Raw genomic sequence first — 24,670 nt, forward strand, 5'->3', positions numbered from 1 at the left:
TCTTGGCAAAAAATACTTCCGATTCCCAATGAACTCAAAGGAGGTATTGGTTTGCAAGAGTTATTCAATAAAAATGTGACAAACCGGATCGCCGTCACGACCGTGGACATTTCCAATTTGGCCGTTTGCATCGAGGACGTCAGAAGGGCGGTGTTGACCCCGCTTCAGTCCCCTGAGCCGCCAACCGACTTTCACGAGCTTCGGGGCCGATTGGAAGCGGTCAAGGACAAGCTGCCCAAGCTTTATCAGGAAACGGCGGTCAAGCCCTTCCTGCGAAAATTGGACGAGCTGGGGCCACGGGGCTTCGTAGACATTCTGATCCGCGATCCCGAACGGAATTCCAACGCCCGATTGATGCTGGATATCGCCCAAGCCATTCTTCAGCACGGCGAAGGTTATTTCCCGCTGGCTACGGATGCTTTTCAAGAGGTCGTCAGCGACCTGTACGACGGATTCCTGAGCGCCGCCGACCGTGTAGGCGTGAAGCCGCCGGACCTAAGCGTCATTCCGGCGCTTGTGAAATGGGGAAGCCCGGAAAGCGGTCCCTACACCTGGCCGGTCGACGCCACTTCGGTCTTTGACCTGCAAGCCGCCATCGTCAGCCTGCCGCCCATCCACGCCAATGCCGGGGTCCTCTCCTGGCCCAGCCTGCCTCATGAGGTATGCGGCCACGACATTCTTCATGCGGATATCGGCTTGCTGGAGGAACTTTCACAGACGGTTTGGAATGAACTGAACCGGGCTAACGTCGGCCACAATCTGCCCGATTATTGGGCGTCCCGGATCGACGAAACCGCATCGGACGTGCTCGGCGTATTAAACGCCGGACCCGCCGCCGCCATCGGGCTGGTCGGTTATTTTCGGGGGATGAATGCCGCGTTTACGGGAAAAGCGGCGCTTAGAAACATCGGGCCGACCGATGACCCCCACCCCGCCGACATTCTAAGGGGGTATTTGGGAGCCTATGCGACCGGTCTTTTGGAGTTCTCCGGGGCCCAGGAGTGGCAGCGCGTGATTCTCGCGGAAGCCGACAAAGACCTGGCCTCGATTCGCCTGGAGAATCGCGCCGTCGACGCGAACGCAGCCAGGGAATCGGCCCGGATTGTGGCGGAAACGATCATGAAGAGCAAGCTCAGAAGCCTGGAGCATACCAGCCTCAGCCAGATTCAAAACTGGAGAGACCGGGATGAGCAAATCACCCTTGCTTTACGCTCTTTATTACAAACCACGGGCACGCCGCTTCCCACTCTATATAGAGATGGCTTCTATGCGGCGCATGTCATCGCGGCCGCCGTTACAGAAGCTCTATCCAAAAACGCGAATCCGGAAATCGTCTTCCAACGGATGGTCACCCTGCTGAAAATGATGCATGATGCCAACCCTTCGTGGGGCCCGTTGATCGTCCCGCACCCTGGGGATATTTTCAGACACTTCGCATATATTCCCGTCATTGAAGCGCAGAAGGAAGTGCAGCTTTATGTGTAGCATCGGAGAAAAGGAGAGCCAGTTCTAGCCTCGATGCTGTCAGGTGAAGAAAAAACCAGCTTAGGCTGGTTTTTTGCTTAGGTGAATAAACAACGGGGGAAAAGTAGGTTGGAGGCATTGAAGGAAGATGGTCAGTGATGATGCCCGTGAGGAACAGGCCGAGTCCATTTTGCGAATGGATATGACTCACCCTCTCTAGAAAGCCTCTTCTTCATAAGGATAATTCAGCAGCGCCAGGTTTTCCTTTGTCACAAACCATGTCCGATAATCTAAATGATTATTTATCAGCAAACGCCCTTGAACTCTTTTGAATAAAGGATACGAGGTATGGTCCAAAACAAGCAAATCCAGATTGTTTAAGCGCAACAGCTTTTCAATGACTTCGAGAAATTTTACCCATCCGATCTCAAAGATGTACGATTTAAATTGAATACTAATAAAAACATTCGTATCCACCCCATACGCCTCTAGATTGGCCTGCCGATAACGCTCCATATAATCATCCTCATCCTCTAAATCAATGCTCATTGAAAAATAGGTGCACCCGACACTTACTTCTTGACCATAAGAGTGATTCCATACTTCCGCCTCGTAATCAATTAATTCTACAAATAATACCTCGAACATCATATTGTAGAGCAACTTCCCCAATCCTTCTTTAGGCAAATCAAAACCAATGTTTAATGAAAAATCCATTTTAGGTATACCTCCGGGACGTTCTAAGAACTTGGTGACCTTCAATGACTGATAGTTTATCCGACCAGGGACATCCCAATCGTATTTAGCCTACGGCCACGGCGATCAAAGTCCTAGGCGTATTTTCCAACCCTTCCGATTCCAAAAAGATGCAAATCTGCAGGTATTTTAAGCTGACCCCCTATGGATTTCGAAAAAAGATGCAAATCTGCAGGCTTTTCAAGCGATTTTAGAAAAACGAGCCGGTTTCGTCGAAAATTCCTGCAGATTTGCAGGTATTTTAAAATTATGGATCCGAACAAGAAAAAAACATGCAGATATGCAGGAATTTTATCGAATCATAGGCTCATCCGCACCGACAGCTTCACCAAAAGACATATTATCTGGTGGTTGGAACAATGGCTTTAAACGGGGGATGACCCGTGTCTTGATTGTGCAACAAACTAGGTTTACGAAATCTTAAACTTGTTTGTAATTCGATAATGGGTACTTCATCTCTAACTTCTCTCAGTACTACATTAATCCAAACCGGGCAAAATGGAATCTTACACCCGAGCATATTAATAACGGTTTCTAAGTCAAATTCTCTCCCACTTAAGTTTTCATCATTTAACATCCAACGATGTAGAGTATCATCGGTAGAATTAAGTCTTTTTCCATGCTCCATTTTAGGCACAACTATGAACTTACACGTTTCGTCGATCATAATATTTTGACATATAGAAATTTCATTCAAGGTTTGCAACAGGTGTTTCTTAAACAAGGTTTTATTTATGTTCAATGCGACCATACCATCACTCCGATAAAATGGATTTTCCATTACAATTTAGGTTCTCTAAATTCGGTAATTTACCCAGTACTATTCAGAACTTCACAACCGTTTTCTAGCATTTTCTTTATGACTGCCAGGAACCTGATTTCATCAGTTCCCTGAAGGGACAAAGTAGGAACTACATTGAGGAAAGCCAGCCTGCTAGTTCAGTTCCGTTATGCTGCTCAATATAACATCATCCGCGACTTGTTTACGATGCTCTCAAAATTTATCGAGGTATCGTATCGGCAGATTTGCCAAGAAATTGCAAGAAAACAACGCTAACAAAAAACAGGTCAATCATGGTAATAACTGACCTTAATCGACCTGCTTAATGTAACGGAGAAGAATGCCCTAAAGAAAAAACTTCAGGGCTAATAATCATACCTATATGATTGAGGGAACATCTCCTGCTGGAGTTGTACACTCGTCTTACGGAGTAATCTTCGTGAAATTTGGTATGTGTGCTATTTGTTCGGCTGGTCCATTAAATGGGATTACATTTGCGGTTTCAGGAATCTGAATCCTTGAAATATGAATCCCTTCCAAACAATGATTACACCATAATAAAAAATACCCCTGCCTCCTTTCACTATCTCCAATATATTCAAAACTAATATTTGAACTGGAGCAACTTGGACAGTTAATCTTGGGGACATCAGGAACAGTCTCTTGAACTACTGCTGATAGCCTCAACCATTGTTTAAATTTAGGATTAACCATATTCAGTTTCCTTTCTTCTTAAAATACTCCCAGAAAGTATCTTCAATGCCGTATGCTCCATCTTCGAATAAGCGCAACATCGAATTATCTGCTGCATGCCCATAGATCCTTACTTGAAAAATATGCGTCCTCTCGTGTGCTAAAGTTTTAATTAATTGTTCCTCATTAATAAATGCATTAGGATATAACTGAATTTCCCTACCGTTTGGATTAGCCCAACCTCCAAAGGGAACATCTAGCATTTCAGGATCCCTAATTATTTTTATTTTCACACCATCCAATCCAACACCTGCCTGTTCAGCTAAGCGCTTAACTTCTCTTAACTGCATAGGAACTTCCAAATGACTAAACTCTCCAACGTTGGCTGTTCGACGGTGTAGTTCTAGAACTTCCCCCGCCCCCCGACCATCCCCAAGCTCCCTCTCCCGCTGCGGTCCAAGGTCATCCACCTTGGGCACCGTTAAATCGCCGGTACGCTCGGGTTCAGGGCTGGAGGTTTCAGGGGTTCCTCCAGTTGGGACAATGTTTTGTCCACCTGTTTGGTTACTTTGGAGGAGACTTTCGCGCCGGCCTGGGCCGCCGCCTTAACCAGGGCGGCAACTTCCACCGCTTTGGCCAGCGCCCGCCCAAAACGCTGACTTTCCTCGTAGGAGGCCTTCCCGCTCAGGACTTTATCGTACAGCTCCCGGATCTCCCGAAACGGTACGACAAATTCCGCGGCCGCCGCCTCGCCTGGGCATAACAGAAAACAGATCGATTTATGGTGATATCTGCCCATAACCGATCTGTTACATGTAAAAGCAATCATTCATTCGCGTTCAAAATAAATAGAATTTACTATCCATCAATATCACCTGTTTGATAATCCAAATGAAGGGCATGAAAAGGAAATTCCTCTGTCCCACACAGTTTCTTGTCATCTACAATTACTATATTATCCTTTCGCAAAAGTATCGGTTTATCATTCAATTCAAAAATACAATCCCCATCCAAACAATTAAGTAATTTACCGATAAAAGCCATTAATTCATAGGCCCAATTGCTGTAGGAAGCTATAATGTCAATATAAAAACTAAATTTTACTTTAATACCATAGTCTTCACTCGCGAACATCACACCATGTCCGCCTTCTTTTATAGATAGTGTAAACCCTTCACTAGACAAAGTAAGATTGTCACCAGTGTCTATTGTCACAGCATCTTGAAGTAACCTTATTATCGTTTTTTTGAAGTCACTAAAATCAGAGTTACCTCCAAAATAAAAAGAACAAAACATAATTACCTCCCGCTACTATGGTTTCCATCTTGTAATTTGTCCGTCTTTGATTATGATTAACTCTTCTAATGTTGGAATTTCATAATCCATAAACTGTTCATATAATTCATCCATTGAACCTTTATACTTATCCAAGTTCAGTACAATTCGACTTGCTTGTTCCTCAGTTTTTACAACAACCGTCTTCCATATATTCCTCACCTTGGGCGTTTCCGGCGAATAGCAATCAAATATATTTCCATTTATTGAAAAGTCGGGATTTGATGTGGTTTTAATACCTTTTCCATTTCCACCCTTTTTGTTCGGTAGCATTTCTATATCGTAACCCTTGCTGGCTAATAGATCTGCCGCTTCATTTTGTAGAATTATTGGATTCGGATCATTAGGATCAGGCGTTTCATACTTACCTCTGGGTTTTCCACCTTCAGGAAGTGTTGGCTCAGTTATACCTTGTCCCGCTCCCCGACCATCCCCAAGCTCCCTCTCCCGCTGCGGTCCAAGGTCATCCACCTTGGGCACCGTTAAATCGCCGGTACGCTCCGGGTTCAGGGTTGGAGGTTTCAGGGGTTCCTCGAGTTGGGACAATGTTTTGTCCACCTGTTTGGTTACTTTGGAGGAGACTTTCGCGCCGGCCTGGGCCGCCGCCTTAACCAGGGCGGCAACTTCCACCGCTTTGGCCAGCGCCCGCCCAAAACGCTGACTTTCCTCGTAGGAGGCCTTCCCGCTCAGAACTTTATCGTACAGCTCCCGGATATCCCGAAACGGCACGACAAATTCCGCGGCCGCCGCCTCGCCAATCGCAGCCTTGATGTCTTCGAAGGTCATATCGCCGCTATAAACCGCTTTACCAAAATCGTAATACGCGGGAACGGTTTCCGTCCAGTATTGGAGAGTTACGGGGTTCGTCTTATACGCGAATTGGATCGTATCCCAGGTATCGGTGAGGAGCTGGCTGGCAATCCCATCGCCTACCCCTACTAGCGTCACGGAAGCCGCGAGCCCGCCGGCTTTCACATCCGGGTTATTCCAGATGCCCAGCCCTCTTTCCGCAGCCGCCAAATCCAGCAGTTCCTGCGTGATTTTCCCGTTTACCTCGAACTGATAGCGGTCTAAATGAAACATGTCCCGCCGGACGGCAGCCACAGAACTAACGGTATTACCGATATGCTGATAGCCCGCAACAGCGACTAGAAACTCCAGATTATATTTCCCGGTAATCTCCCCATGGTAGAGGTTCATCTTGTTCAGATATTCCTGCATTTTGCGGATATCCTTGGCCGAAGCTTCTTTATTGTATTGCTCCAGAATCTGCTCTATCCGCTTGCGCTGCTCGACTCCCTTACGTACCGCCGCCTCAATTTGAGGATAATGCAAGGCAGCCCACTTACGATACGCGGGGTTATACAACCCGGCCGCGATGACAAATCTCAATTCGGTTTCCACGGGCATGCGGGAGGAATCATTTTTTAGCGGGTTATAGTCACAGGCGTTTAACGGCGAACCTTTATAAAAAGAGGACAAACTCCTCCCTTCGCCGTACCACTCCTCCGCTACGCCCAGATCGGCCAATCGGCTGCGCTGCTGCTCCATCCGTTTATGTATGTACGCCATGTACTTCTCATTCTGATAGGTTTCATAAATGCGATAGGCCGACTTGTCGCGGGCGATTCCCTCAAGCGCGCCGGCGATGTGCTCCAATTCGCCCCGTGCCCACCGCTGCGCTTCGGGTGAGCCGTAATCCAGCATGTCCAGCAGAGACCCGATGCGCTTGTCGGCTTGGGCCGGGCTTAAACGCCCCTTCAGGGAAATGTCACGGACCTCCAGAAGCGCTCCCTTCAAAGTCTGCAGCAAGGATAGCGGGGTGTTCCGCCCTTCGGCCACATTGTTCCGGCTATGCTGATCGAAGCGGCTTGCCAAACCTAGCGCAAAGCTTTTTAACGTAAAGGCGGCCCCTCGCTTCGCCTGCGCAAGCGCAAAGACTTCGCGTTCCGTTTGCAGGTACGCGCTAGCCGCCTCGCCCAGCGCTCGCACCTTGTCGTACAGCCGATCGTCCAACTGCTTCGCCAACCTCATCATCTCGCTAAGCTGTGCCGTCACTTCACGCGCCGCGTCGCGGACCGAGGGTTCAGGATAGGAAGTTTCCACCTGACTGATCAGGCTGCTTAACTTCCCGGACATATGGGTCAATGCATGCTCCAAGTTCTGCCTCAACCGGCTCAAATCGCTTGATAATTGCTCCACCTTTTGGGTATCCGTTTTTTGCATCCCACTCGCCTCAACATTTCATACACCGAATTCAGGATATTTTACCAAAAACCTGTATTGGAAGGAATAGGAATAAAGTGTCGGTGGGTTGGGGCGGGAGTAGGTATAATGGGTTATAACGCGGCGCCTAAACGCCTAAGCCCGGCAACCGACCGTAACACAGGCCCTTCGAGGGGAGGCGACTCCGTTCATTCCCAGTTCATGAGGCTTCTTATGTAGGTCACCAGCTTTTTCGCCGCTTTGGTATGCGTCGCATGCGAGGGATGATAGTTGACGGTGTATCCATCCTCGGCCGACTGCACGTCAAACTTCATTGCGGAGATGCGGGTATCTCCCGTTTGTTTCGTGTACTCGCGAACCGCTTGTTCCACCTTGGGATACAACCGGTCCCCCATGATCCCGAGCGTACAAAGAATCGTCGCGCCCGCATTCCGAGCCCTGACCCGTTTCAGGAATTCGACGTATTGTCCGGCGTATTCCGCCTGTCTGTCGGCATCGTCCTTCGCATAGGTATCATCATTCGTTCCAAGGTTAATGACGATTAGATCGGGGACAAACTGCCGAAAATCCCAGCGAAGCGACGCAGGATTCAAAACACCGTCCAATCGCCCTTCGGACTTGGCCACCAAGTCGTAATAATCCGGCAAAAGATGCGTCAGCAGTTTTTGATCGTTATCCGTAAAGCCCGAAATAATCCCATACCCGCTATACGATACCATGCTGTAGTCCGCCTGAAGGGCCTGGGCGGTTTGATAAGCGTAGATTTTCGTCACATCTTCCGTCGCCGTGGAAAAAACCGAGTCCACCCGCTCATCATCCACGCCATAGCCACAGGTGATCGAATCGCCGATAAACTCGATTTTGCGCGCCTGTTCCGGGGTGGGCTTGATCCCCTCCGCGGCTTCCACCGCAATCTCCCGAATCCCCACCGTGGACATCGCCGCCTCCGACAGCTTCACGATCCTTACCGTAACCTGCCGCTCCACATCACTTTGGAACAAGGTATACGTTTTCAAAGGTTGACTCACCAGATCATCGACAACCCGCCCTCCATTCACCTCGATACCGATTCGGGCCAGATTCTCCCCGCCTGAGGCGATGTTATCGCCCTGGATCGTCACTTCCGCTCTTTTGCCATAAAACGTGAATTCCACGCCTCCCCCGGACAAAGCCAGCCATAGCGCATCGTTGTACTCATAAGTCCGCCCCAGCCTTTTGACCTGCTTTCCCGTGGCTTTAAACATTTGAACGCCCCCGACATTGGTGCTCATATTGAACCTTCCCCCTCTATTTTAGACCGTGGCTGTATGCCGATTAATTTGCTCTATAGATCGTCAAAATGATGTGCACGATACCATTTTATTAAATTCTCGCTCATGATCACATACTTTTTCTCGGAATGTTCCGGATGCAATTCGATGCCACCGGATGGGCCAAAAAACAAAAGTTTCACCCTCGTATGATCTTTGAACAAAATCTCGCCGGTATTGCTCGCACCATAGGCATTGCCCGGCTCGAAGGGGCTTAGCTCCGCCGCTTGTATCATTTCAATGACCGCGTTTGTCTCCTCTTGGGTTAAGGTTGCGGGGCGGGTCATCCCGATATTGATTTCTAACACCCGATCCGCGGAAAGCTTGTCTTTAAAGCGCGCCGGCCATCCATCCGAAGATCCCACGGATCCGGAGCAGCTCGAAACAAGCAGGATGACGCCGACCATCACCAGGATAAACCCCGCAAAACGTTCCCTACGTAACGCTAAATCACTGGGCTCCGCGTCTTTAAACTTCCATCCAAGTTGCAGATACCATACGGAATAAGGCCGTATTGCGGCTATAAGCCCCATTATAATGAACAAAAATCCAAAAAATCCTGCCATATAAGCACTCCCCCTATAAAGTCCCGCCGTCGGAGTCCGCATCATTAACGGGAAAATTTCCCGTTAATGTACCGCTCTTGGCCCCTCGATCAAATTTAACTGGAAAAACTCCATCTATTTCGCGGCCCTATTGCCGATATACCCAATTTCAGGCGAAATAACGGGAGGTTTTCCAGCTAATTCGCCTCTGCAAGCGCATACGTACCCAATTAACGGGAAGAATTCCCGTTAATTCGAACCAAACCCTTTTTCATCATAACATCCAAAGAAGGACCCGGAAAAATTCTTCCGGATCCTCTCCATCAAGGAATTCTCATACTCTTTCGAGTTTAGTTAGTCCTAGGATCAAAACTCCTCGTACTCGCTCGGATCCTGTCCCCATAACCGTCCGTCTTCGCGGCTGAAGGACGAGATGGCGTCCATCTCTTCCGCCGACAGCTCGAAATCGAAAATATCGAGATTCGCCTGCTGATGCTCCAGGGAGCCCGATTTCGGGATCGGAATCGCCCCAAGCTGGGTGTGCCAGCGCAAAATCACCTGGGCCCCCGTTTTTCCGTGGGCTTGTCCGATCCGGACGATTTTCTCGTGCTCCACAATATCATTCCCGCGCCCGAGCGGGCTCCAGGATTCCGTCACGATGCCAAGCTCGGCATGCTTCCGCCGCTGATCGGCCTGGTCGAAGAACGGATGCAGCTCCACCTGATTCATGCTCGGCGTTACGCCGGTTTCTTGAATCAGGCGCTCCAAATGCTCGGGAAGGAAGTTGCTGACCCCGATCGATCGGATATAGCCGCGCTTGCGGGCCTCGATCATCGCCTGCCAAGCTTCCACGTACCGATCCGTCTTGGGATTAGGCCAATGGATCAGATAGAGGTCATAGTAATCCAGGCCGGCCCGGTACAGCGATTCCTCGATGGTCGCGAGCGCCTCTTTGTAGGCGTGGCGGCGTCCCGGCAGCTTGGAACAAATCAGCAGCTCATCCCGGGGAACGGAACTCCGCTGGATCGCCTTCCCGACAGCCCCCTCGTTCTCATAGTTAAAAGCCGAGTCAATCAACCGATACCCCGCATCCATCGCGGCGGCCATCGCTTTCACGCCCTCTTCCCCCTTCAGGCTATACGTGCCGAGCCCGATCGCGGGGACCTTTAAGCCATCGTTCAGCGTATGTTCCGGGATCTTCCGATTCATTTGAACAGCCTCCTTACAGAAGTAATGGAATCTTAACTCCTTCTATTATAAATGATGTTCAAGAGTTATTACCCGTTCAGGCCGCCTCCGTTCCGCGTTTCCATAAACCGATCGTGAAGATCAGCAAAATCAAGACCTGGGCCGACAACACGGCCAGCGCCGTCCGGTCGAAGGCCACTTCCGTGCTGAAGGAGAGAAAATTATGTACCGTATGCCACACAATGCCGATCCAAAGGCTGCGGGTAATACTGACGATGAGGGCAAGCACAAGACCCGCGAAAAAAGCAAAGGCGATCTGCAGCAGCACTTCGGCCGGATTTGTTCCGCTCAGGGCGTTTGCTGCATGCAGCACGCCAAAGATGACAGCCGAGCCGATCACGGCTTGCTTGCGGCTTTTTTTCGCCAGGAAGGAGAAAGCCAGCCCCCGAAAATAAAGCTCTTCGTTAAAGCCCACCACGATGGTGAACAGAGCCAGCGCCGCGTATTCCGCCCCAGGACGGGTAAACGCGGGGCCGTAAGCCACAAACGGAATCACCTCCATTAGCAGCAGCGGCACGCAAAACCAAATGGAGCGCACCGTGCCGGAAGCAGGGCTGCGGAAACCGGCCTCTTTAGCCGAAAGTCCGGAACGGCGCAGCAACCACATTCCCGCCAAAGCGGAGAGGCTCACGGACGCCGTCATGACGAGATGCGCGGGAATCTCCGCCAATTCGGCCATTTGAGCCGCCGCGGAGCCGACAGCGGTCAGAAAGGTGCAGATCAATGCCGCGATGAGTACGGCGATGTAAGGATGCTTGCGAATAAAATTCGTGGACATGTTAAAGCGCCTCGCCTTCTTTTTGGAGTACAGCTAACAAACCTTTAAATACGCTGCCCAATACGGCTCGCGCCTCCGTGTCGTCCATCGTGCTGCCATTGGTTGCGACCAGTGAGGCAATGCCATGCGTTGTGAACCAGATCCCGGAATATAATTTGCGCGCTTGATCCGCCGATAGGCCGGTCATGCTTCCGATCATCGCAATCACCTGGTCGTCGCCCTCGGTGGAGCCCGCAATATCGGACACCTTCTCCTGTTGAAGCCGGCTGGACATGAACAGAAGCTGGAACAGCTTTTTTTCCGTGCGCGCAAACCGGATATAAGCGAGGCCCATCTCCAAAAACCCGTTCCCGCCGCCCTGCATCGCCTCCAGCATCGCCGTGTTGTAAAGGTGTTCGGCATAAGCGCAGATCGCTTCCCTCAATTCCTCCATCGAAGCAAAATGGCTGAAGATCGGCTGTGTGGAAGTGCCCAGCTTCTTCGCGACGTTGCGCGCGTTGATGGCATCCATCCCCTCTTCGCGCAACAGCCCTAGTGCCGCTTCCAAAACGATGTCCCGCGTTACCTTCGGCTTGGGGGGCATAAGAAATTCCTCCTCGTAAATAAGTAACTATTGTTGTATAACGTATGTTATATTATGCGCGTTATTTAATCAACAGCTTTTTGGAATGAACCCGAGCCTTACATTGTCTGATCGTGCCGCAAAGGAAAAGTGTCTCTTTTTGTCGAATGTCTTCTGATGGAGTTTTCACGAAAGCGAGGAAGGAGCACACCATGAGGCGCAAGCTATCAAACTGGATAAGCGGTAAATCGGATATGAACACGTTAACGGAGAAAAAGTGGGTTTTGAACACGGTGATGATCATCGGAGGAATCCTGATCGGGGCCGGGGTTGCCGACTGCCTGATGTCATTAAACCAACTGGATGTGGATCAATTAGCCCGGGGCCTGACGATCTTCAGTGCGGGCGTTACCATTTGCGTATTAGTGGATAACACCAAAGCGCAAAAAGCTGCCCAAAAAACCCACCTGGAGACCCAGCTCCAATTGAAAAACATAGAAAAACAGCTTGAAGCGATCTATCATGCCCAGCAACTTACGGAGAAAGAAGTTCAGGAGATAAGAAGTGATTTCCAGAACCCTTGACACTCCAGCACTGGAGTTGTTGGCTTTCGTTACTCCCCACCAATGGGGCCGGCGAGTTTGGCCGGGGTCTGTTTGCAGCCGGAGGAAATCTCCCGACCCTTCAAGAATAAGCATACCTCTTCTCAAGACTCACCTGATAATCCTGCACCCTTCCTTCATAGATCAATTGAAAATCGGCAAAATGGGGCAGCTCGGCGGGTTCAACCAACGCAGGGTCCTTGCCGGAAGGAAGGACCTCCCCCTCCTTCAGCACAGAGGCCACGAACTGGGAGCAGAAGAAAGCGTGCTTCCTCGGGATCGGCCTTTGCAGCATCACGCCAAATAATCCGATGAAATTGTAGCGGTAGCGCTCTTTTTGCGCGGCAATTCCCTCAATATATCGATACATTCTCCAATACTCGCTGCGTCTTACGGTTAAAGCGTAGATCGCGCATTCCGCCTGCCAAAACAGGACGGAGCGAAGATTCTCCCGGACGAATCCCCCTATAAAGGGGTTGTTGGCCGTCTTCCTCCCAAAGCTGTAAACCTCGCTCAATTCGGCATCAAACGCGATGGAGGCATGATTATAAGGTTGTCCGGTATAAGACTTAATCATCCGGTTTAACATCGTCCCCGTATCCGTCAAAAGGAGATAGATCCTGGGTTCTCCGCTCAACATCCTCACCTCGGTATTCCAAAATATCGCCGGGCTGACAATCCAAAGCCTGACAAATCGCCTCCAACGTGGAAAAGCGGATCGCCTTGGCCTTGCCGTTCTTCAGGATCGAAAGGTTCACCATCGTGATTCCGACCCGTTCCGACAGCTCCGTTACGCTCATTTTCCGTTTAGCCAGCATGACGTCCAGATTGATTACAATCGCCATGGGCCCACCTCAGACCGTGAGGTCATTTTCGGCTTTGATATCAAGGGCGTTCTTCAACAGCTTCTGCAGCACCGCCGCAAAGACCGCAATCACGAACGAGGCAAAAGTAATGACCAGCCCGATCACAATCAGCCCCGGCGCGTCGTCTTTCTCGGCCATCAAATAGAGAAAAGGCTCGCTTCCCGCAAACAGAATGCTGATGGCGAACGCGCAGTATTTGATATTTTTCAAAGTGCTGACCGCCAGCTCCGAGAAAGCCTGATTCCGGTCAATATAGCCGAGTAGCCGGAACGCCTGGAACAAAGCGAAGTAGAACGGGATCACCGAGACGTAGATCAAGATAAACACCGGATACACCCAATAAGGGGAAAAATACTGCGCCGCCCCGCCCACGATCCTAGGCAGCACCAATATGCACAACGCAAGAACCGGAAGTCCGATCAGAACCACAACGGCCTTTAAAAACAGCGTTTCTCGCTTCACCAAAAAGCACCTCGCTTGAAATTACGATAATTTGATTATACACAGAATTTATCGTTTTTCAATAAATAGTTATTAATTAACGTTAAATAAATAACGATATACCTTAAAAGGCAATAAAAATACACCCTTTAGATGGCAACGAGAGAACCTAAGGGGTGCATTTTTCAATTTTAATAGAAGGGCCTCGGGCTGGTTTCGCCCCGTCGTTGGATGAAGCCGTCCTCTTTTTCGCGAACGGGGTCTTTTTCGACTATGTATCCATCCTCTCCGCATACACCTCAAACACCATCGCCGCCCCGATCCTAAATCCCTGCGAAAAAGAAGCCGCCAGCTCCATCCCCTGAATCTGTTGGTACAGATCGAGCAACGCCTCGAGTTCCTTGAAGTCCTCGTCGGATAGTTTTTCCTCCCAAGCCTCCATGGACTCGGATATTTGCCGGCCCAATTGGCGATACTTCGGATCTTGGGGGACGGCCGTTTCATGGGGGATTAAGTTGCCGTAGTATAGGGATTCGAGGATTGGCATGGGAAGCACCTCCGTTTTCTTTTTATAGTAACAAAGGTGGGGTGAGGGTGTGGTACGTGTATGCGTATAGTTAGAGTTAACAAGTAAAAAAGCACCTCGTGGGTGCTTATTACAAATTTTTTGATGAAAACTGAGTCTATGTCTTTTAAACAGAACCGATACATTTGTTAATAGTTATAGAGGCATACTGTTTGGATCCTATCTGGTAAATCACTTTTACTCTTAAGGTCTAAAATATTCTTCTATATGAGTGAATATATTCGAACTTTGAATTTTACTAAACATTGGCGGCAATGCATTTCCAATCATTAGAGCCAATGACGCTTTAGGAATATGTAGTGGGAATATATAATCAGAGGGAAACGTTTGTAATAGAGAAGCTTCTCTAGCTGAAATACATCTATTCTCTTCAGGGTGAAGAAACCTCCCTTTTGATGGATTCAGGCATCCACCTGTAATTGTAGAGGAAACATCATCCCACCTAAGTCTTCCATATACATCCCTAAAACCCACATTTTCCCTCTTGTGGCACTCAAGAACAAACTCTTCAGGAAGATCTGTTCTACTGCCACCATTCTTGGGAATTTTACTAATCAACTCTTCTATCCTGGTATTATGCTTAGGAAAAATTCTGTGTACTGGATCAGAAGAATTATATGCACTCTCCAAGTCACCAATTACGTCTCTTACTGTTCTTCTTTCATCGTTCCCCGGTGATACTTTTATTTCCCCAATGCGTGAACCCACCATAACAAATCTCTTTCTTCTTTGGGGAACACCGTATTTCGAAACATTCACAACTTCAAAATCAATATTGTACCCCCTAGCCTTAAGCTCTTTTACAACATACTTAAATAGATCATAATTTATTATTGAAGGGACATTCTCCATCATTAGAGTAAGTGGCATGAGTTCCTTCACAAACCTTAAATACTCCAAAATTAGATCATTCCTAGGGTCATCAACTGGTTCCTTACGGTTAAGTCTTCTCATAGAGGAAAAGCCTTGACAAGGAGGGCATCCAGCTAAAAGATATAGCGTTTCCCCATTTAACATCTCATTAATCTGTTTCAAATTGAACTTACGAATATCTTCATCAAATACCAAAGTTTCTTTATGATTAGCAGCATATGTCTCTGCTGCGTATTTATTAATTTCAACAGCTGCAATTACATTAAACCCCGCTTGACGAAGTCCTTCGGATAGGCCCCCGCATCCTGCAAATAAATCTATTGCAGTAAAGTTTTTATTCATTTTCATCAACTCACCCATCTTAACCATTCAACCAATTACTATAAAGTCCTAAATCCCTTTCTTCAAACGTCCCCACAACAAGAGCACGATCTAAGAAGACATTAAATTCTTCGCAACTTGTTTCTGGCAGTAGACCACAAGAGTGACACGCGGCTAGATTTAATGCATCCCTGCCTTGCCCTTTACTATTTATACACACCGGGTCGTTAGAACATATTTCTCCAAATTCGATTGCTTTTCTAAATATTCGAGGAAAACAATCCCAGTATCCTTGCCTAACTAGTCCACCAAGCGTACCTTCAGAATCTCCACTTGCAGTATAAATAAGAATTCCTGACATTTCGAGCCCATCATCTTCTTCACCGCAATAAAGCCTCTCTCTCAAAGATGCGGCTGTATATCCGCATTCAAAGCTCAATTGTCTAATAAGTAAGTGGGATATTGTGTGTAGTAAAATAAACTTAGGTGTAACATCCCTACTTGTTATATCCCCTTGGTATGAAGACTGGTAATGACTATTAATAATTCGTGCCCGCTGACTAATCTTTTCTTTATTTTTTCCTTCAATCCATTTCTTTATCTCGGAATTGTCGAATTCAATAAAAATTCCTTCTCCACGAACTTCGTAACCAGGGTACCATCTTGTTTCCGGTTCTTTAGAAGAGACAAAGCCACGAATATTTTCTTCAGGTGCATGAGCATCTGGGGGGGCTAATCGTGTAAACCCTGTTAATGCCCGTACCTCTCTAATTTTGTGAATAAGAGATATACCTTTAATATAAGGTATAGAATACATGTCTATATCGGTCTCTTCCCTTACAAAATCATTACCATTTAGATCATTACTTGATATTTTTCCTGAAAGTGCTTCAAATTCTTCAATGCGGTACCTCATTCCGTTTGCATTAGGTATTTCTCCTTCACCAACATTAAGCAGACGTCTTGACAATATATTCTTAACCACAGTAATGTCAGCAGAAAGTTCTCTCGCTATGTCTTCCGCCCACTTTTCTATTCGCTTATTAATTCTGTCTATTCTTTCATCTTCTTCATAATCACTTATTATCCTTAGTACATCATTATAACCAACAGAATTAACAATACGCTCATTTATTCTTTCTGAATACGGAGGAATTACAAGTGAACTTACAACCTTTGGATAATATAAGGAAGAGGCCCCTCGTTGCATAGCTCTAGGGGAATCTGCACAATCAACAGAATGATTTTTCCATGGCATCTTTCCTGTACATATAAAACCTATCTTCTCAAGTGCATCTTTATCAAATGCACCCTTTAAGGTAGCACGAGAATTGCAGTTTTTGCATCTAATATTTATTCCTTCTAACCCGGCAGAAGCTGTTGCACCTGTTTCAAATGTTAAGATGGGGTTATTGCAAATTCCACTTTCCTTTTTTCCGTGTGCCCAAAGCACCCAAGGAAAGTCATCAATATGCCCTTTGTTACAAGCCACTACAATACGACTGGGAATCAATCCTTGTCTACATTCCATGCAACGTGGCTTTTTCATGTATGGATCAAATTCTTTTTGTTTGGAAGTAGCTTTTTTAAGATACTCCTTAACCCAAAGTTTCAACGGTTTAAATATTCGACATTTTGGGCAAAAATACCACTCTGGGAACCGGGAATAAGCAATTCCCCAATCATATTTGCTTTGGCCTCCCGGCATGCCAAAGTAATCTACATTTAACGCTTTCTCTAACCTTTCATCATGAATTCGAATAACTTTTGTTTCCCAGAATTCAGGAGCTGCTGTCATTAAAGTTTGGTCTGGAAAGTCAACCATTGCACCAACACCATATTGTAGGATCGCTTGTGCGCTCCTAATGCTATGAGTAATCAAATTCAATCTCTGTATATCCCTTTGCTTCCCAAGTTTTGACATATAATTATCACTCCCAAATAATTAAACCTGCTGTAACATTCTTATCAACATTCCGCATTGATGTAAGAGTTTCTTTAGCAAAATCCGAACTATTATTTCCAAACGCTTTTAGTAGCCTCTTTGTATCTGATGGAGGGTCCTGCAATAAATATCTATCCCCATAATAAAAGTTATTACCTACAGATCGACTAATACGGTCTTCCCATTCATCCCAAAATTCTTCCATTTCCTCAAAAATAACACTGCTCTCATCCCTTAAATGAATCTCGGCCCGGCTTCTTATCTCATTGACTCGTGAAATTATAAATTCTTCGATCTCATTTATAGCTTTGTCGTCCCTTTGAAAATAAGCAGCCGCATTATCAGAGGTGAGATTATATTTATGTCTCATTAAGGTCACCATAACCGCATGGAGGGCTCGATCACGAGCGGGTTTTGAGAAGGGAGTTGCACCTGTTGGTTCTACAAATTTATAGAACGATTCATGGTAACTTCTAAATTGCTCATAGTGTGATCTATCTCTACTTTTAGCACCATCGTATAATACAAATGCCGCCCCAGGGTGAGTTCTTCCAATACGACTAGAAGCCTGGATGTATTCACTTGTTAATTTCGGCTGCCCAACAAGTAACATTATATTTAATCTAGCAACGTCAACACCCACCGAAATCATATTTGTCGCAAGTAATACGTTTATTGGATATTTCTTATCTTTTTGGTTTTCTTCGCTATAAACAACTTGTTCAAGCTTCTCAAGGGTTTCGTTCAATTGAGATGTTGAGATTCTACTTGTTAATTCATATGCCGCTCCAGTGGGTCTAGCTAATTTCCTGTTTCCAAAGCGCTGTGCAGTCCTTCTTATGAAGTCTTTGACGTCATCATCGACTAGCGTTGAGCATTTACTTAAGTCACGTAGACTATTAAAGTAAACAGCCAACGTCCAATATTTGTCCTTAACTTCATAAGGAACATTCATCATATGAACACGCTGGAGTATCGCGGCGATTGATCTAACTTCCATCATCGCTTTAGTCTTTCCGGAGGGCATTATTCCAATATAAATTCGCCCAGGCTTCTCTTTGATATTAGCTTCTCGAGCAAAAAAAGAATCATCTGAATTAATTCCCGGAGAAGGGAACTGTTTGACATCGCGATTAAATAAATTAGAGCATTGATCTTTAGCTCGACGTATCGTAGCCGTGGATGCAATAATTTTAGGCCTCACACCTTTTGCGCTATTCAAAGCATCTATTGCTGTTTCGTATAACCCAACCATTGTTCCTAATGGTCCGGAAATTAAATGTAGTTCATCTTGAATAATCAATTCAGGTGTTCTGTTCTTATCTGTTGAAGCAAAAAAACTTCCAGCGTTACTTTTCCAAGGTAACATTGCAAACTTATCTACTGTACCGAATAGTAGAGTCGGTGGATTTTCGTATAGCTCCTCGTCCACAACTTGAATTGGTAGCGTTGCTTCAAATTCACAACCTTCCTGTGGGCAGAACATTAAAAACCGTTTCTTATCTTTCATTAAATAACCCCAACTGCCAATTAAATTCTTTCCAGTTTTATCATGATCTTTAACAAGTTTAGTACCACACCAAGGACATTTTAATAATTGAAATTTATTATGCTTATCTTTTACTTCTCGAAGATTACTGCTATTGGCTTTGAGAAGTTCATTAAGACACTTTTTAGCATCTTCATTTTTATTTGGAGTATGAGAACCTCCAATCCAAAGGCCAATAGTAATTTTTTCATTGCCGAGCTTATACATTGGATACTGGGATTTATTACCATAACAGTCTTTTCTAATTGATTCACAAGCACAAATAAGAGTACTAGCCCGCAAAAATTGTTGGGCTGCCAGAAGCCTTAAAGTGTATCTCATTATAACCGTAGTCCCGGCAGAACTTGAAAGATGAATGAGGCGTCGATAGAAGATTGTAAATGCGGTAAGTCCTAAATAAGCTTCAGTCTTCCCTCCACCTGTAGGAAACCAAATCAAATCAATTAAATCTCTTTCGGAACAATTTTCTTCTACAATAGACCTTAAACTCATTAAAAGAAAGGCCAACTGAAATGGACGCCATTTGTGATTTTTATCGTCCTCATTATAATAATTTAATTCGGTCAATTTATTATGTAATTTTTCATCGTTAGGGTAATGATCTTCTCTCTGAAAAGCGGAGTGGATTCGTTGCATAAACATAGCCCTGTTAGCTAGTTGGAATGCATTATAAACTGCATCACTTTTCCCCAATAACTCCAGACCATAATACATTCGTTCGCAAGATTCTCTACATTCCTTAATATGGTGTATCACTGCCTCTCTATACCTTTTGTCAAGTGATAAGCCCGTTTTTTCAATTTCTGTTATCCAAGAAGAGTAGGCTTCAACTAGATTTTTCATTAAACTAATTTTCTTTGATTTTTCCGTTTTATCTAAATCTGATAAAAACTTCATTGAGAATGTACTGGAATCGACCCTTGTATCCTTTATATTAAAATCCATTTGAGGCACTTCATAAATTGGCATAAAATCGGACCAAATCTCCCCTTCACCAGTGTCAGTTACCTTCCAATCAGTAGATACTCCATGTCCGGTTGCATATACCTTTTTATTGCGATACAGAAGATCTAATCCCTTTTCCTCCAAATCGCCGTTGTCGGAATACTCACGGTTGGAGTAACATTCAAATTTGAGCCCCTTGTTTATTTTAGAATCAATGAGAATCTTGGGTTGAAAGAAAGAATTAGTGCCGTTATACCCGCCCGTATTCATGTTAACTAATAAAATAGTTATTGCTTGTATTCCGTCAGGGGTAACCTTTCTAAGAGCTACACATTTAATTTCTTCATTATCCAACTTATTTGTTTCAAAATACCCATTGTCTGAAAAATCAATTGTAACAGGTAAACTATGTGGGACCCTAACAAACCCCTTGGTAAATTGGTCGCTTAATCTGTAAAGGCAATCAATTAGATATTCATCATGAATCTCTTCACTCTGTTTTATTTGAGTAACTTCCTTTGGGGTCAATCGGTTTTTTAGTATGAGTAATTTGTTGTCACGATCATATTCAACTAAAAAATTCACTTTATTCGGAAGGACATATTGATCTCCACCTTCCGGGTAGAATGGAATCTTGCAATCTTCTAATACTGCATTTCTATAAGTTCCAAAAGATATGTTAACGATCATTTCCTTTACATGACTTTCTACAAAAAAGGTAATTCCCATTGAAGAAGGCATGTTTTGCATCGATAAACTTATATCTTCATCCAAAGAATTATCCGACTCATCAGCAACATTTCCAAAGTAACTCTGTTCTTCTTTAATATCTTCATCAAAAACAGGAATTACCGGAATATCATTGTCTTGATCAATTTCAAATTGCTTGGGTATTTTAGGTACAAATTCATTACTATTCTCAGCATTTATTAGATTTTTTTGCGGAAACAGTACACCTACACTATACCTAGTCTCGGGTAAATCGGTTATAATTTCATAATCTTCATAAGGAATTGAATATTCAGAACCTGGCCCCAATATTTCTTTCCTTAGTTCGTTTATTAACTGAGTCCTCGTTGTTAACAATTCTTCCATAGATGACAACTCCCTAATTTTAGATTTGGACTGGTCTATTAGCCAAATGAGATGGTACTAGTAGATTTTCTGTATCAATGATTTTTTCTATTTGAACTATTCTAGACATTTTTGTAAGATCAATTGGTAACAAACTTAATATTTCATCATAAACATCTTCTTTTTTGTTATGCGTTTTTATAATATTTTTTCCAAGATATTTTAAAACTCTTACCCTCATAGATCTTACCTCTCTGCTTGATTGGAAAAAGGTCTCGGGACTCGATAGCATCTCAGGATCCTGTAATATTTTTGCTATAATTCTGTACGAGTCGATGTCTCTCGGCCCAATAATATGACTCTCTTCATCTAACCATGCTCTAAGAGTAACTTCATGTTTTGTTGCCCCTAGTTTTTCCATTATGTCTGACAACTGCTTGTAGCTTACATGTCTTTTATTAATATATTCTCTAAGTAAGATTTTCCACTGTTTAGATTTTCGATAAGCTTCTCTAAACTTCTCGCTGCAACTATCGCTCTCCAGAATAATATCCATTATTTTTTCGACAATATCCCGTGTACCACTATCGTAACTAGTAAAAACTAATAAGTCCCCTTCATTTAATGAGTTAACATCCGTCTCTTGTACTAATTGTCTATCAATATTATAAATATATGCTGTATAAAACCTCGTAAAGAGTATTTTCTCTCCAGTTTCTAAAAAGGCTATTTTTACTATTTCTGACGACTGCCCGACTGTACTTGAAGAGGTTGCATACTCCTCACTAAAAATGGATAAAGAAAAGGCTTCAGTTAATGTCTGCAATTGATCTTCAATATATTTTTCTTCAAACTCGGAATCGGAGTTTGCCAGAATTTCATAGTTATAAACTGAGCTACCTGAATTATCTCTAAGCACTGAATTCTTGCTGTTGAGTTCAGCAAGTCTATTTTTTGTGTGCTTATCAGCTTGATGATATCTATTGAGTTCATTAGCATATAATATAAATGATACTGATCTAGTATTACTAATTAAGAGCGGATTTAAGCGCGACCAGTCCCATACCCCAACAACATAAACATTATGATAAAGTTTTGATGAATCATATTTATTAGGAGTAAAAAAATCAATTTTTTGAATAATGTCTCTTAGATGCCAAGGTGCAGCTTCAATAAAAATCCTTTGGTAGTATGCTTTTGCGCAAATAATTGATATTTTTTTTTGATCAAACTTACTGTTAATTATTTTTTCAAGCAAATAATCAAACTTTGGATTTTTATAATTCATCTCGGACATTTTACGACTAATTTCTTCTATGATAATTTTTAATTGAGGTGCTATATTTGTTCCAAGATATTGTTTTTGGCTCAATTCTAGTCCAACAAATTCTGAGTTTGGTGACGGTGCATTTATTTGACCTTCGGAAATCATTTGCTCCATAACAGAAATAGGAAAAAAAGATCTTTCGAGGAGATTAATCAACCAATAGGCCCTTTTCACTATATTAACTAGTAATCCGCTTTCGTCAGGTTGCTTAGATAGTTGTAGCAAGTTTTTCTTAGATTGGAGAAATTCCTCAGCTGAAAAAGGTCCCTCAATTTGAATAACTTCTTGTTCAAGATTAATGTGATTGTTTATTATTCGTTGTAATTGCTTACTCTCATCATGAATATATTCTTCCTGAATATATCCATTTTCATAATTTGCTAATACGTCCCTGGTCCAGATAAAAGGCTTTAGATTATCTAACTCATTAATAACCTGTGAGCCTACCCCTTTACATATCTCTCCAAGCAAGATAATACTCTTTAGTGAACTGCGTTCATATATACTAGCAAGTTCGGATGTACTATTAAAAAAATACCTTAAATCGGAAACGATAAGCGTGCAAATACCTTTATCCTCCAGTACCAATTCCCTAGCCAATGAAATTTTGTTTACAAAACGAATTACAGGATCGGCCTTTGCAACATTACCTGGATAATGGTATACTTCATTCGTTGTAATGTATGCAGCTGGGAACAATTCGCACATTTTAACTTGTTTTCCATTTATAAGGATGCCCATTTTCCCAAATATCTCATCAGCTTCAAATCTATCACAAACTATTACAACCCCTTTATTTATAACACTCTTAATCTCCTGTTTTTTAATTCCAAACAACTCTGAAATAATCCCTGAAACATTTCGTTGTCTCTTAATGCCACGACCGTCTAAAACCTTCCCATCACCATAATAGGGCTGTACTTTATTTGCTAGAGTTATGGGAACATAATTAGTAGTTGAAATGCCACCCCTATCTTTATTTACAATAATAATATTTCCATTAGGATCTCTCCCCTGATAGATCCCCCTTTTGTTCTCATATAAGACTAAATCGCCTATATTAAGGTCATCTAGGAAAGCAGTGTTATCACTATCGTCAGATAAATATGCTTTAAACCCAGCAAGAACAATTGCAAAATAAAGGGGGACTCTTGTGCCTTGATGTAATACAACTCCTCTCTCTCTATTAGAATTTGAAAGCAAACCTATTATCACTTCTATATAGTGTGATATAAACTCATTTTTTTTCAGGTACTTTTCATCTAAAATAAACGAAGTTTTATCGTAAGCAGATCTAAGGATTGAACCAATTTCAGACATGTTAATCAACTCCATTTTACTATTTAAAGCCCTAAAGAAATATTCAGTGAGACGTAACCAAACAACGTTGAAACTTTCTACTTCACTTCAAATTACAAATAACTCCTCTTTTTGTAGACATACTATCACACCAAACGAACTTTTATAGGAAATAAACCCCAAAGGTCTCGTTACTTAAGACAGATATATGATTAGGCAGACTCCCATGATGGATAAAAATGGCATAGGAACAACATTAGTCCATAAGGAATAAGATTAGTCGGTATACTAGCAATGTCCGGCCGCCTTGTGATCAAAAGGCGTGAGCGCACCATACAATCTCATCTGGACTACGGCTTTGCTTTGCCGTAGTCGTGGTTTTTTATTCGTCCAAGGCTGGAGTAACCGCAATAGACGGAAAATTCGGCTGCCGATCCTCAGTATCTTGGTGATAACGATCAAGCAAATGCCACTCTGACTTGGGTAACAGCTTTCGGTGAGGGACACGTTTGGAATGGGCATAATCCATAATCAAATACCAGCCTCTTAGGACATGTTATGATAAAAGAGTTGGCGGTGTTTGCGATGCAGTGGCTGCAAGAATACCGTTCCCCTTTCAAACCTCTCTGATCTCCCCAATCATAATCTTCAACCTTGAGACCACGATAGACTAAGGACGTCTCGAAACAGCCAGACTTGATGAGACTCGCATTGCTAAACATTTCCCCATGCCCAGAGATCTAGTGCTAAAGGTTTATATTCGACAAATTTCAGGAAAATCCTGCCTGATTTGTATAACATAAAGACGACAACTTAGGCAATGGAGGTAAAGAAAAGACCTTGAAGGCTTTTGCCCACAAGATCCCCCTAATTATGTCATTCTACTTAGTAATAATTTTTCGACGATTGAAGTTAAGGCATATGGTAAAGTCCCCCCTTACCTTTATACTCCTTACCACTTTTATCTTGTGCTATCACTCTGTAACCATTGCCGTTACGTTATATGTAATGGAGAACTTAAATCCTTCAACTTCTAGCCAATTCATTAAATCTGTAATAATTGGTAGTAACGTCCCTCGTTCATAAACTTCTCGTGGGGTTAGAATAGTACCTTCATTCGTCAGTTGACCACCTAAAGACCACT

The 24,670-nt window shown here is 44.1% G+C and carries 21 protein-coding genes; 2 read left to right on the forward strand and 19 right to left on the reverse strand.

Annotated elements, in window-relative coordinates:
* Nucleotides 1-51 precede the first annotated feature (51 nt).
* Nucleotides 52-1,485 (forward strand): hypothetical protein, encoded by a 1,434-nt coding sequence (locus LBW89_RS04110; RefSeq protein ID WP_225038567.1) that lies wholly within the window; start codon nucleotides 52-54, stop codon nucleotides 1,483-1,485.
* A 195-nt stretch (nucleotides 1,486-1,680) separates the two neighbouring features.
* Here the strand turns inward: LBW89_RS04110 and LBW89_RS04115 are convergent, their stop codons facing one another.
* The 11 genes from LBW89_RS04115 to LBW89_RS04165 form a co-directional block, all read right to left on the reverse strand.
* A complete protein-coding gene (locus tag LBW89_RS04115; RefSeq protein WP_225038568.1) occupies nucleotides 1,681-2,181 on the reverse strand; it encodes a hypothetical protein in 501 nt (166 codons plus the stop codon).
* Between the two features lie 379 nt (nucleotides 2,182-2,560).
* Nucleotides 2,561-2,971, reverse strand: coding sequence for a hypothetical protein (locus LBW89_RS04120; protein WP_225038569.1), 411 nt, complete (start codon nucleotides 2,969-2,971; stop codon nucleotides 2,561-2,563).
* A gap of 746 nt (nucleotides 2,972-3,717) precedes the next feature.
* Complete coding sequence (locus tag LBW89_RS04125; protein ID WP_225038570.1) at nucleotides 3,718-4,056, reverse strand: hypothetical protein; 339 nt, start codon at nucleotides 4,054-4,056, stop codon at nucleotides 3,718-3,720.
* Nucleotides 4,057-4,175: 119 nt separating this feature from the next.
* The gene (locus tag LBW89_RS04130; RefSeq protein WP_225038571.1) at nucleotides 4,176-4,493 is read right to left on the reverse strand and encodes a hypothetical protein; all 318 of its coding nucleotides are present in this window, start codon (nucleotides 4,491-4,493) and stop codon (nucleotides 4,176-4,178) included.
* A 59-nt stretch (nucleotides 4,494-4,552) separates the two neighbouring features.
* Complete coding sequence (locus LBW89_RS04135) at nucleotides 4,553-4,990, reverse strand: hypothetical protein (protein ID WP_225038572.1); 438 nt, start codon at nucleotides 4,988-4,990, stop codon at nucleotides 4,553-4,555.
* 15 nt (nucleotides 4,991-5,005) lie between these two features.
* Entirely contained in the window at nucleotides 5,006-7,255 is a 2,250-nt protein-coding gene (locus tag LBW89_RS04140; RefSeq protein WP_225038573.1) for a hypothetical protein, read from the reverse strand.
* A 188-nt stretch (nucleotides 7,256-7,443) separates the two neighbouring features.
* On the reverse strand, nucleotides 7,444-8,526 hold the full coding sequence (locus LBW89_RS04145) for an SGNH/GDSL hydrolase family protein (protein WP_225038574.1): 1,083 nt from the start codon (nucleotides 8,524-8,526) through the stop codon (nucleotides 7,444-7,446).
* Nucleotides 8,527-8,579: 53 nt separating this feature from the next.
* Nucleotides 8,580-9,131: a DUF6199 family natural product biosynthesis protein gene (locus tag LBW89_RS04150; protein WP_225038575.1), complete on the reverse strand. Its 552-nt coding sequence runs from the start codon at nucleotides 9,129-9,131 to the stop codon at nucleotides 8,580-8,582.
* 345 nt (nucleotides 9,132-9,476) lie between these two features.
* A complete protein-coding gene (locus tag LBW89_RS04155) occupies nucleotides 9,477-10,319 on the reverse strand; it encodes an aldo/keto reductase (RefSeq protein ID WP_225038576.1) in 843 nt (280 codons plus the stop codon).
* A gap of 76 nt (nucleotides 10,320-10,395) precedes the next feature.
* A complete protein-coding gene (locus tag LBW89_RS04160; RefSeq protein WP_225038577.1) occupies nucleotides 10,396-11,136 on the reverse strand; it encodes a CPBP family intramembrane glutamic endopeptidase in 741 nt (246 codons plus the stop codon).
* Between the two features lies 1 nt (nucleotide 11,137).
* A complete protein-coding gene (locus LBW89_RS04165) occupies nucleotides 11,138-11,719 on the reverse strand; it encodes a TetR/AcrR family transcriptional regulator (RefSeq protein WP_225038578.1) in 582 nt (193 codons plus the stop codon).
* 191 nt (nucleotides 11,720-11,910) lie between these two features.
* Between LBW89_RS04165 and LBW89_RS04170 the strand changes: the two genes are divergently transcribed.
* A complete protein-coding gene (locus LBW89_RS04170) occupies nucleotides 11,911-12,282 on the forward strand; it encodes a hypothetical protein (protein WP_225038579.1) in 372 nt (123 codons plus the stop codon).
* Between the two features lie 100 nt (nucleotides 12,283-12,382).
* Here LBW89_RS04170 and LBW89_RS04175 read toward each other — a convergent pair whose 3' ends face one another.
* From LBW89_RS04175 to LBW89_RS04210, 8 genes are all read right to left on the reverse strand, one after another.
* A complete protein-coding gene (locus tag LBW89_RS04175) occupies nucleotides 12,383-12,907 on the reverse strand; it encodes a hypothetical protein (RefSeq protein ID WP_225038580.1) in 525 nt (174 codons plus the stop codon).
* Nucleotides 12,870-13,145 carry a helix-turn-helix domain-containing protein gene (locus LBW89_RS04180; RefSeq protein WP_225038581.1) on the reverse strand — a complete coding sequence of 92 codons (276 nt, stop codon included), beginning with the start codon at nucleotides 13,143-13,145 and terminating at the stop codon, nucleotides 12,870-12,872. Before LBW89_RS04180 ends, LBW89_RS04175 begins: the two co-directional genes overlap by 38 nt.
* Before the next feature lie 9 nt (nucleotides 13,146-13,154).
* Nucleotides 13,155-13,631, reverse strand: a complete 477-nt coding sequence (locus tag LBW89_RS04185) for a DUF2975 domain-containing protein (protein ID WP_225038582.1) — start codon at nucleotides 13,629-13,631, stop codon at nucleotides 13,155-13,157.
* A gap of 247 nt (nucleotides 13,632-13,878) precedes the next feature.
* Nucleotides 13,879-14,154 carry a DUF6809 family protein gene (locus LBW89_RS04190; protein ID WP_225038583.1) on the reverse strand — a complete coding sequence of 92 codons (276 nt, stop codon included), beginning with the start codon at nucleotides 14,152-14,154 and terminating at the stop codon, nucleotides 13,879-13,881.
* A gap of 222 nt (nucleotides 14,155-14,376) precedes the next feature.
* Nucleotides 14,377-15,414 (reverse strand): DNA cytosine methyltransferase, encoded by a 1,038-nt coding sequence (locus tag LBW89_RS04195; protein WP_225038584.1) that lies wholly within the window; start codon nucleotides 15,412-15,414, stop codon nucleotides 14,377-14,379.
* Between the two features lie 13 nt (nucleotides 15,415-15,427).
* Entirely contained in the window at nucleotides 15,428-17,311 is a 1,884-nt protein-coding gene (gene drmB / locus LBW89_RS04200; RefSeq protein ID WP_225038585.1) for a DUF1998 domain-containing protein, read from the reverse strand.
* Nucleotides 17,312-17,318: 7 nt separating this feature from the next.
* Nucleotides 17,319-20,921, reverse strand: coding sequence for a helicase-related protein (locus tag LBW89_RS04205; protein WP_225038586.1), 3,603 nt, complete (start codon nucleotides 20,919-20,921; stop codon nucleotides 17,319-17,321).
* Nucleotides 20,922-20,940: 19 nt separating this feature from the next.
* The gene (locus LBW89_RS04210) at nucleotides 20,941-23,547 is read right to left on the reverse strand and encodes a DrmE family protein (protein ID WP_225038587.1); all 2,607 of its coding nucleotides are present in this window, start codon (nucleotides 23,545-23,547) and stop codon (nucleotides 20,941-20,943) included.
* Nucleotides 23,548-24,670 lie beyond the last annotated feature (1,123 nt).

It is taken from the genome of Paenibacillus sp. alder61 (genome assembly GCF_020179875.1).
Classification (GTDB): domain Bacteria; phylum Bacillota; class Bacilli; order Paenibacillales; family Paenibacillaceae; genus Fontibacillus; species Fontibacillus faecis.

Excerpts from the sequence above, each read along its gene's own strand:
- LBW89_RS04130 (WP_225038571.1), bottom strand. The coding sequence starts at position 4,493 with ATGGGCAGATATCACCATAAATCGATCTGTTTTCTGTTATGCCCAGGC.
- LBW89_RS04210 (WP_225038587.1), bottom strand. The coding sequence starts at position 23,547 with ATGTCTGAAATTGGTTCAATCCTTAGATCTGCTTACGATAAAACTTCG.
- LBW89_RS04115 (WP_225038568.1), bottom strand. The coding sequence starts at position 2,181 with ATGGATTTTTCATTAAACATTGGTTTTGATTTGCCTAAAGAAGGATTG.
- LBW89_RS04195 (WP_225038584.1), bottom strand. The coding sequence starts at position 15,414 with ATGAAAATGAATAAAAACTTTACTGCAATAGATTTATTTGCAGGATGC.
- LBW89_RS04160 (WP_225038577.1), bottom strand. The coding sequence starts at position 11,136 with ATGTCCACGAATTTTATTCGCAAGCATCCTTACATCGCCGTACTCATC.
- LBW89_RS04155 (WP_225038576.1), bottom strand. The coding sequence starts at position 10,319 with ATGAATCGGAAGATCCCGGAACATACGCTGAACGATGGCTTAAAGGTC.
- LBW89_RS04205 (WP_225038586.1), bottom strand. The coding sequence starts at position 20,921 with ATGGAAGAATTGTTAACAACGAGGACTCAGTTAATAAACGAACTAAGG.
- LBW89_RS04140 (WP_225038573.1), bottom strand. The coding sequence starts at position 7,255 with ATGCAAAAAACGGATACCCAAAAGGTGGAGCAATTATCAAGCGATTTG.
- LBW89_RS04150 (WP_225038575.1), bottom strand. The coding sequence starts at position 9,131 with ATGGCAGGATTTTTTGGATTTTTGTTCATTATAATGGGGCTTATAGCC.
- LBW89_RS04190 (WP_225038583.1), bottom strand. The coding sequence starts at position 14,154 with ATGCCAATCCTCGAATCCCTATACTACGGCAACTTAATCCCCCATGAA.
- LBW89_RS04120 (WP_225038569.1), bottom strand. The coding sequence starts at position 2,971 with ATGGTCGCATTGAACATAAATAAAACCTTGTTTAAGAAACACCTGTTG.
- drmB (WP_225038585.1), bottom strand. The coding sequence starts at position 17,311 with ATGTCAAAACTTGGGAAGCAAAGGGATATACAGAGATTGAATTTGATT.
- LBW89_RS04170 (WP_225038579.1), top strand. The coding sequence starts at position 11,911 with ATGAGGCGCAAGCTATCAAACTGGATAAGCGGTAAATCGGATATGAAC.
- LBW89_RS04180 (WP_225038581.1), bottom strand. The coding sequence starts at position 13,145 with ATGGCGATTGTAATCAATCTGGACGTCATGCTGGCTAAACGGAAAATG.
- LBW89_RS04165 (WP_225038578.1), bottom strand. The coding sequence starts at position 11,719 with ATGCCCCCCAAGCCGAAGGTAACGCGGGACATCGTTTTGGAAGCGGCA.
- LBW89_RS04135 (WP_225038572.1), bottom strand. The coding sequence starts at position 4,990 with ATGTTTTGTTCTTTTTATTTTGGAGGTAACTCTGATTTTAGTGACTTC.
- LBW89_RS04145 (WP_225038574.1), bottom strand. The coding sequence starts at position 8,526 with ATGAGCACCAATGTCGGGGGCGTTCAAATGTTTAAAGCCACGGGAAAG.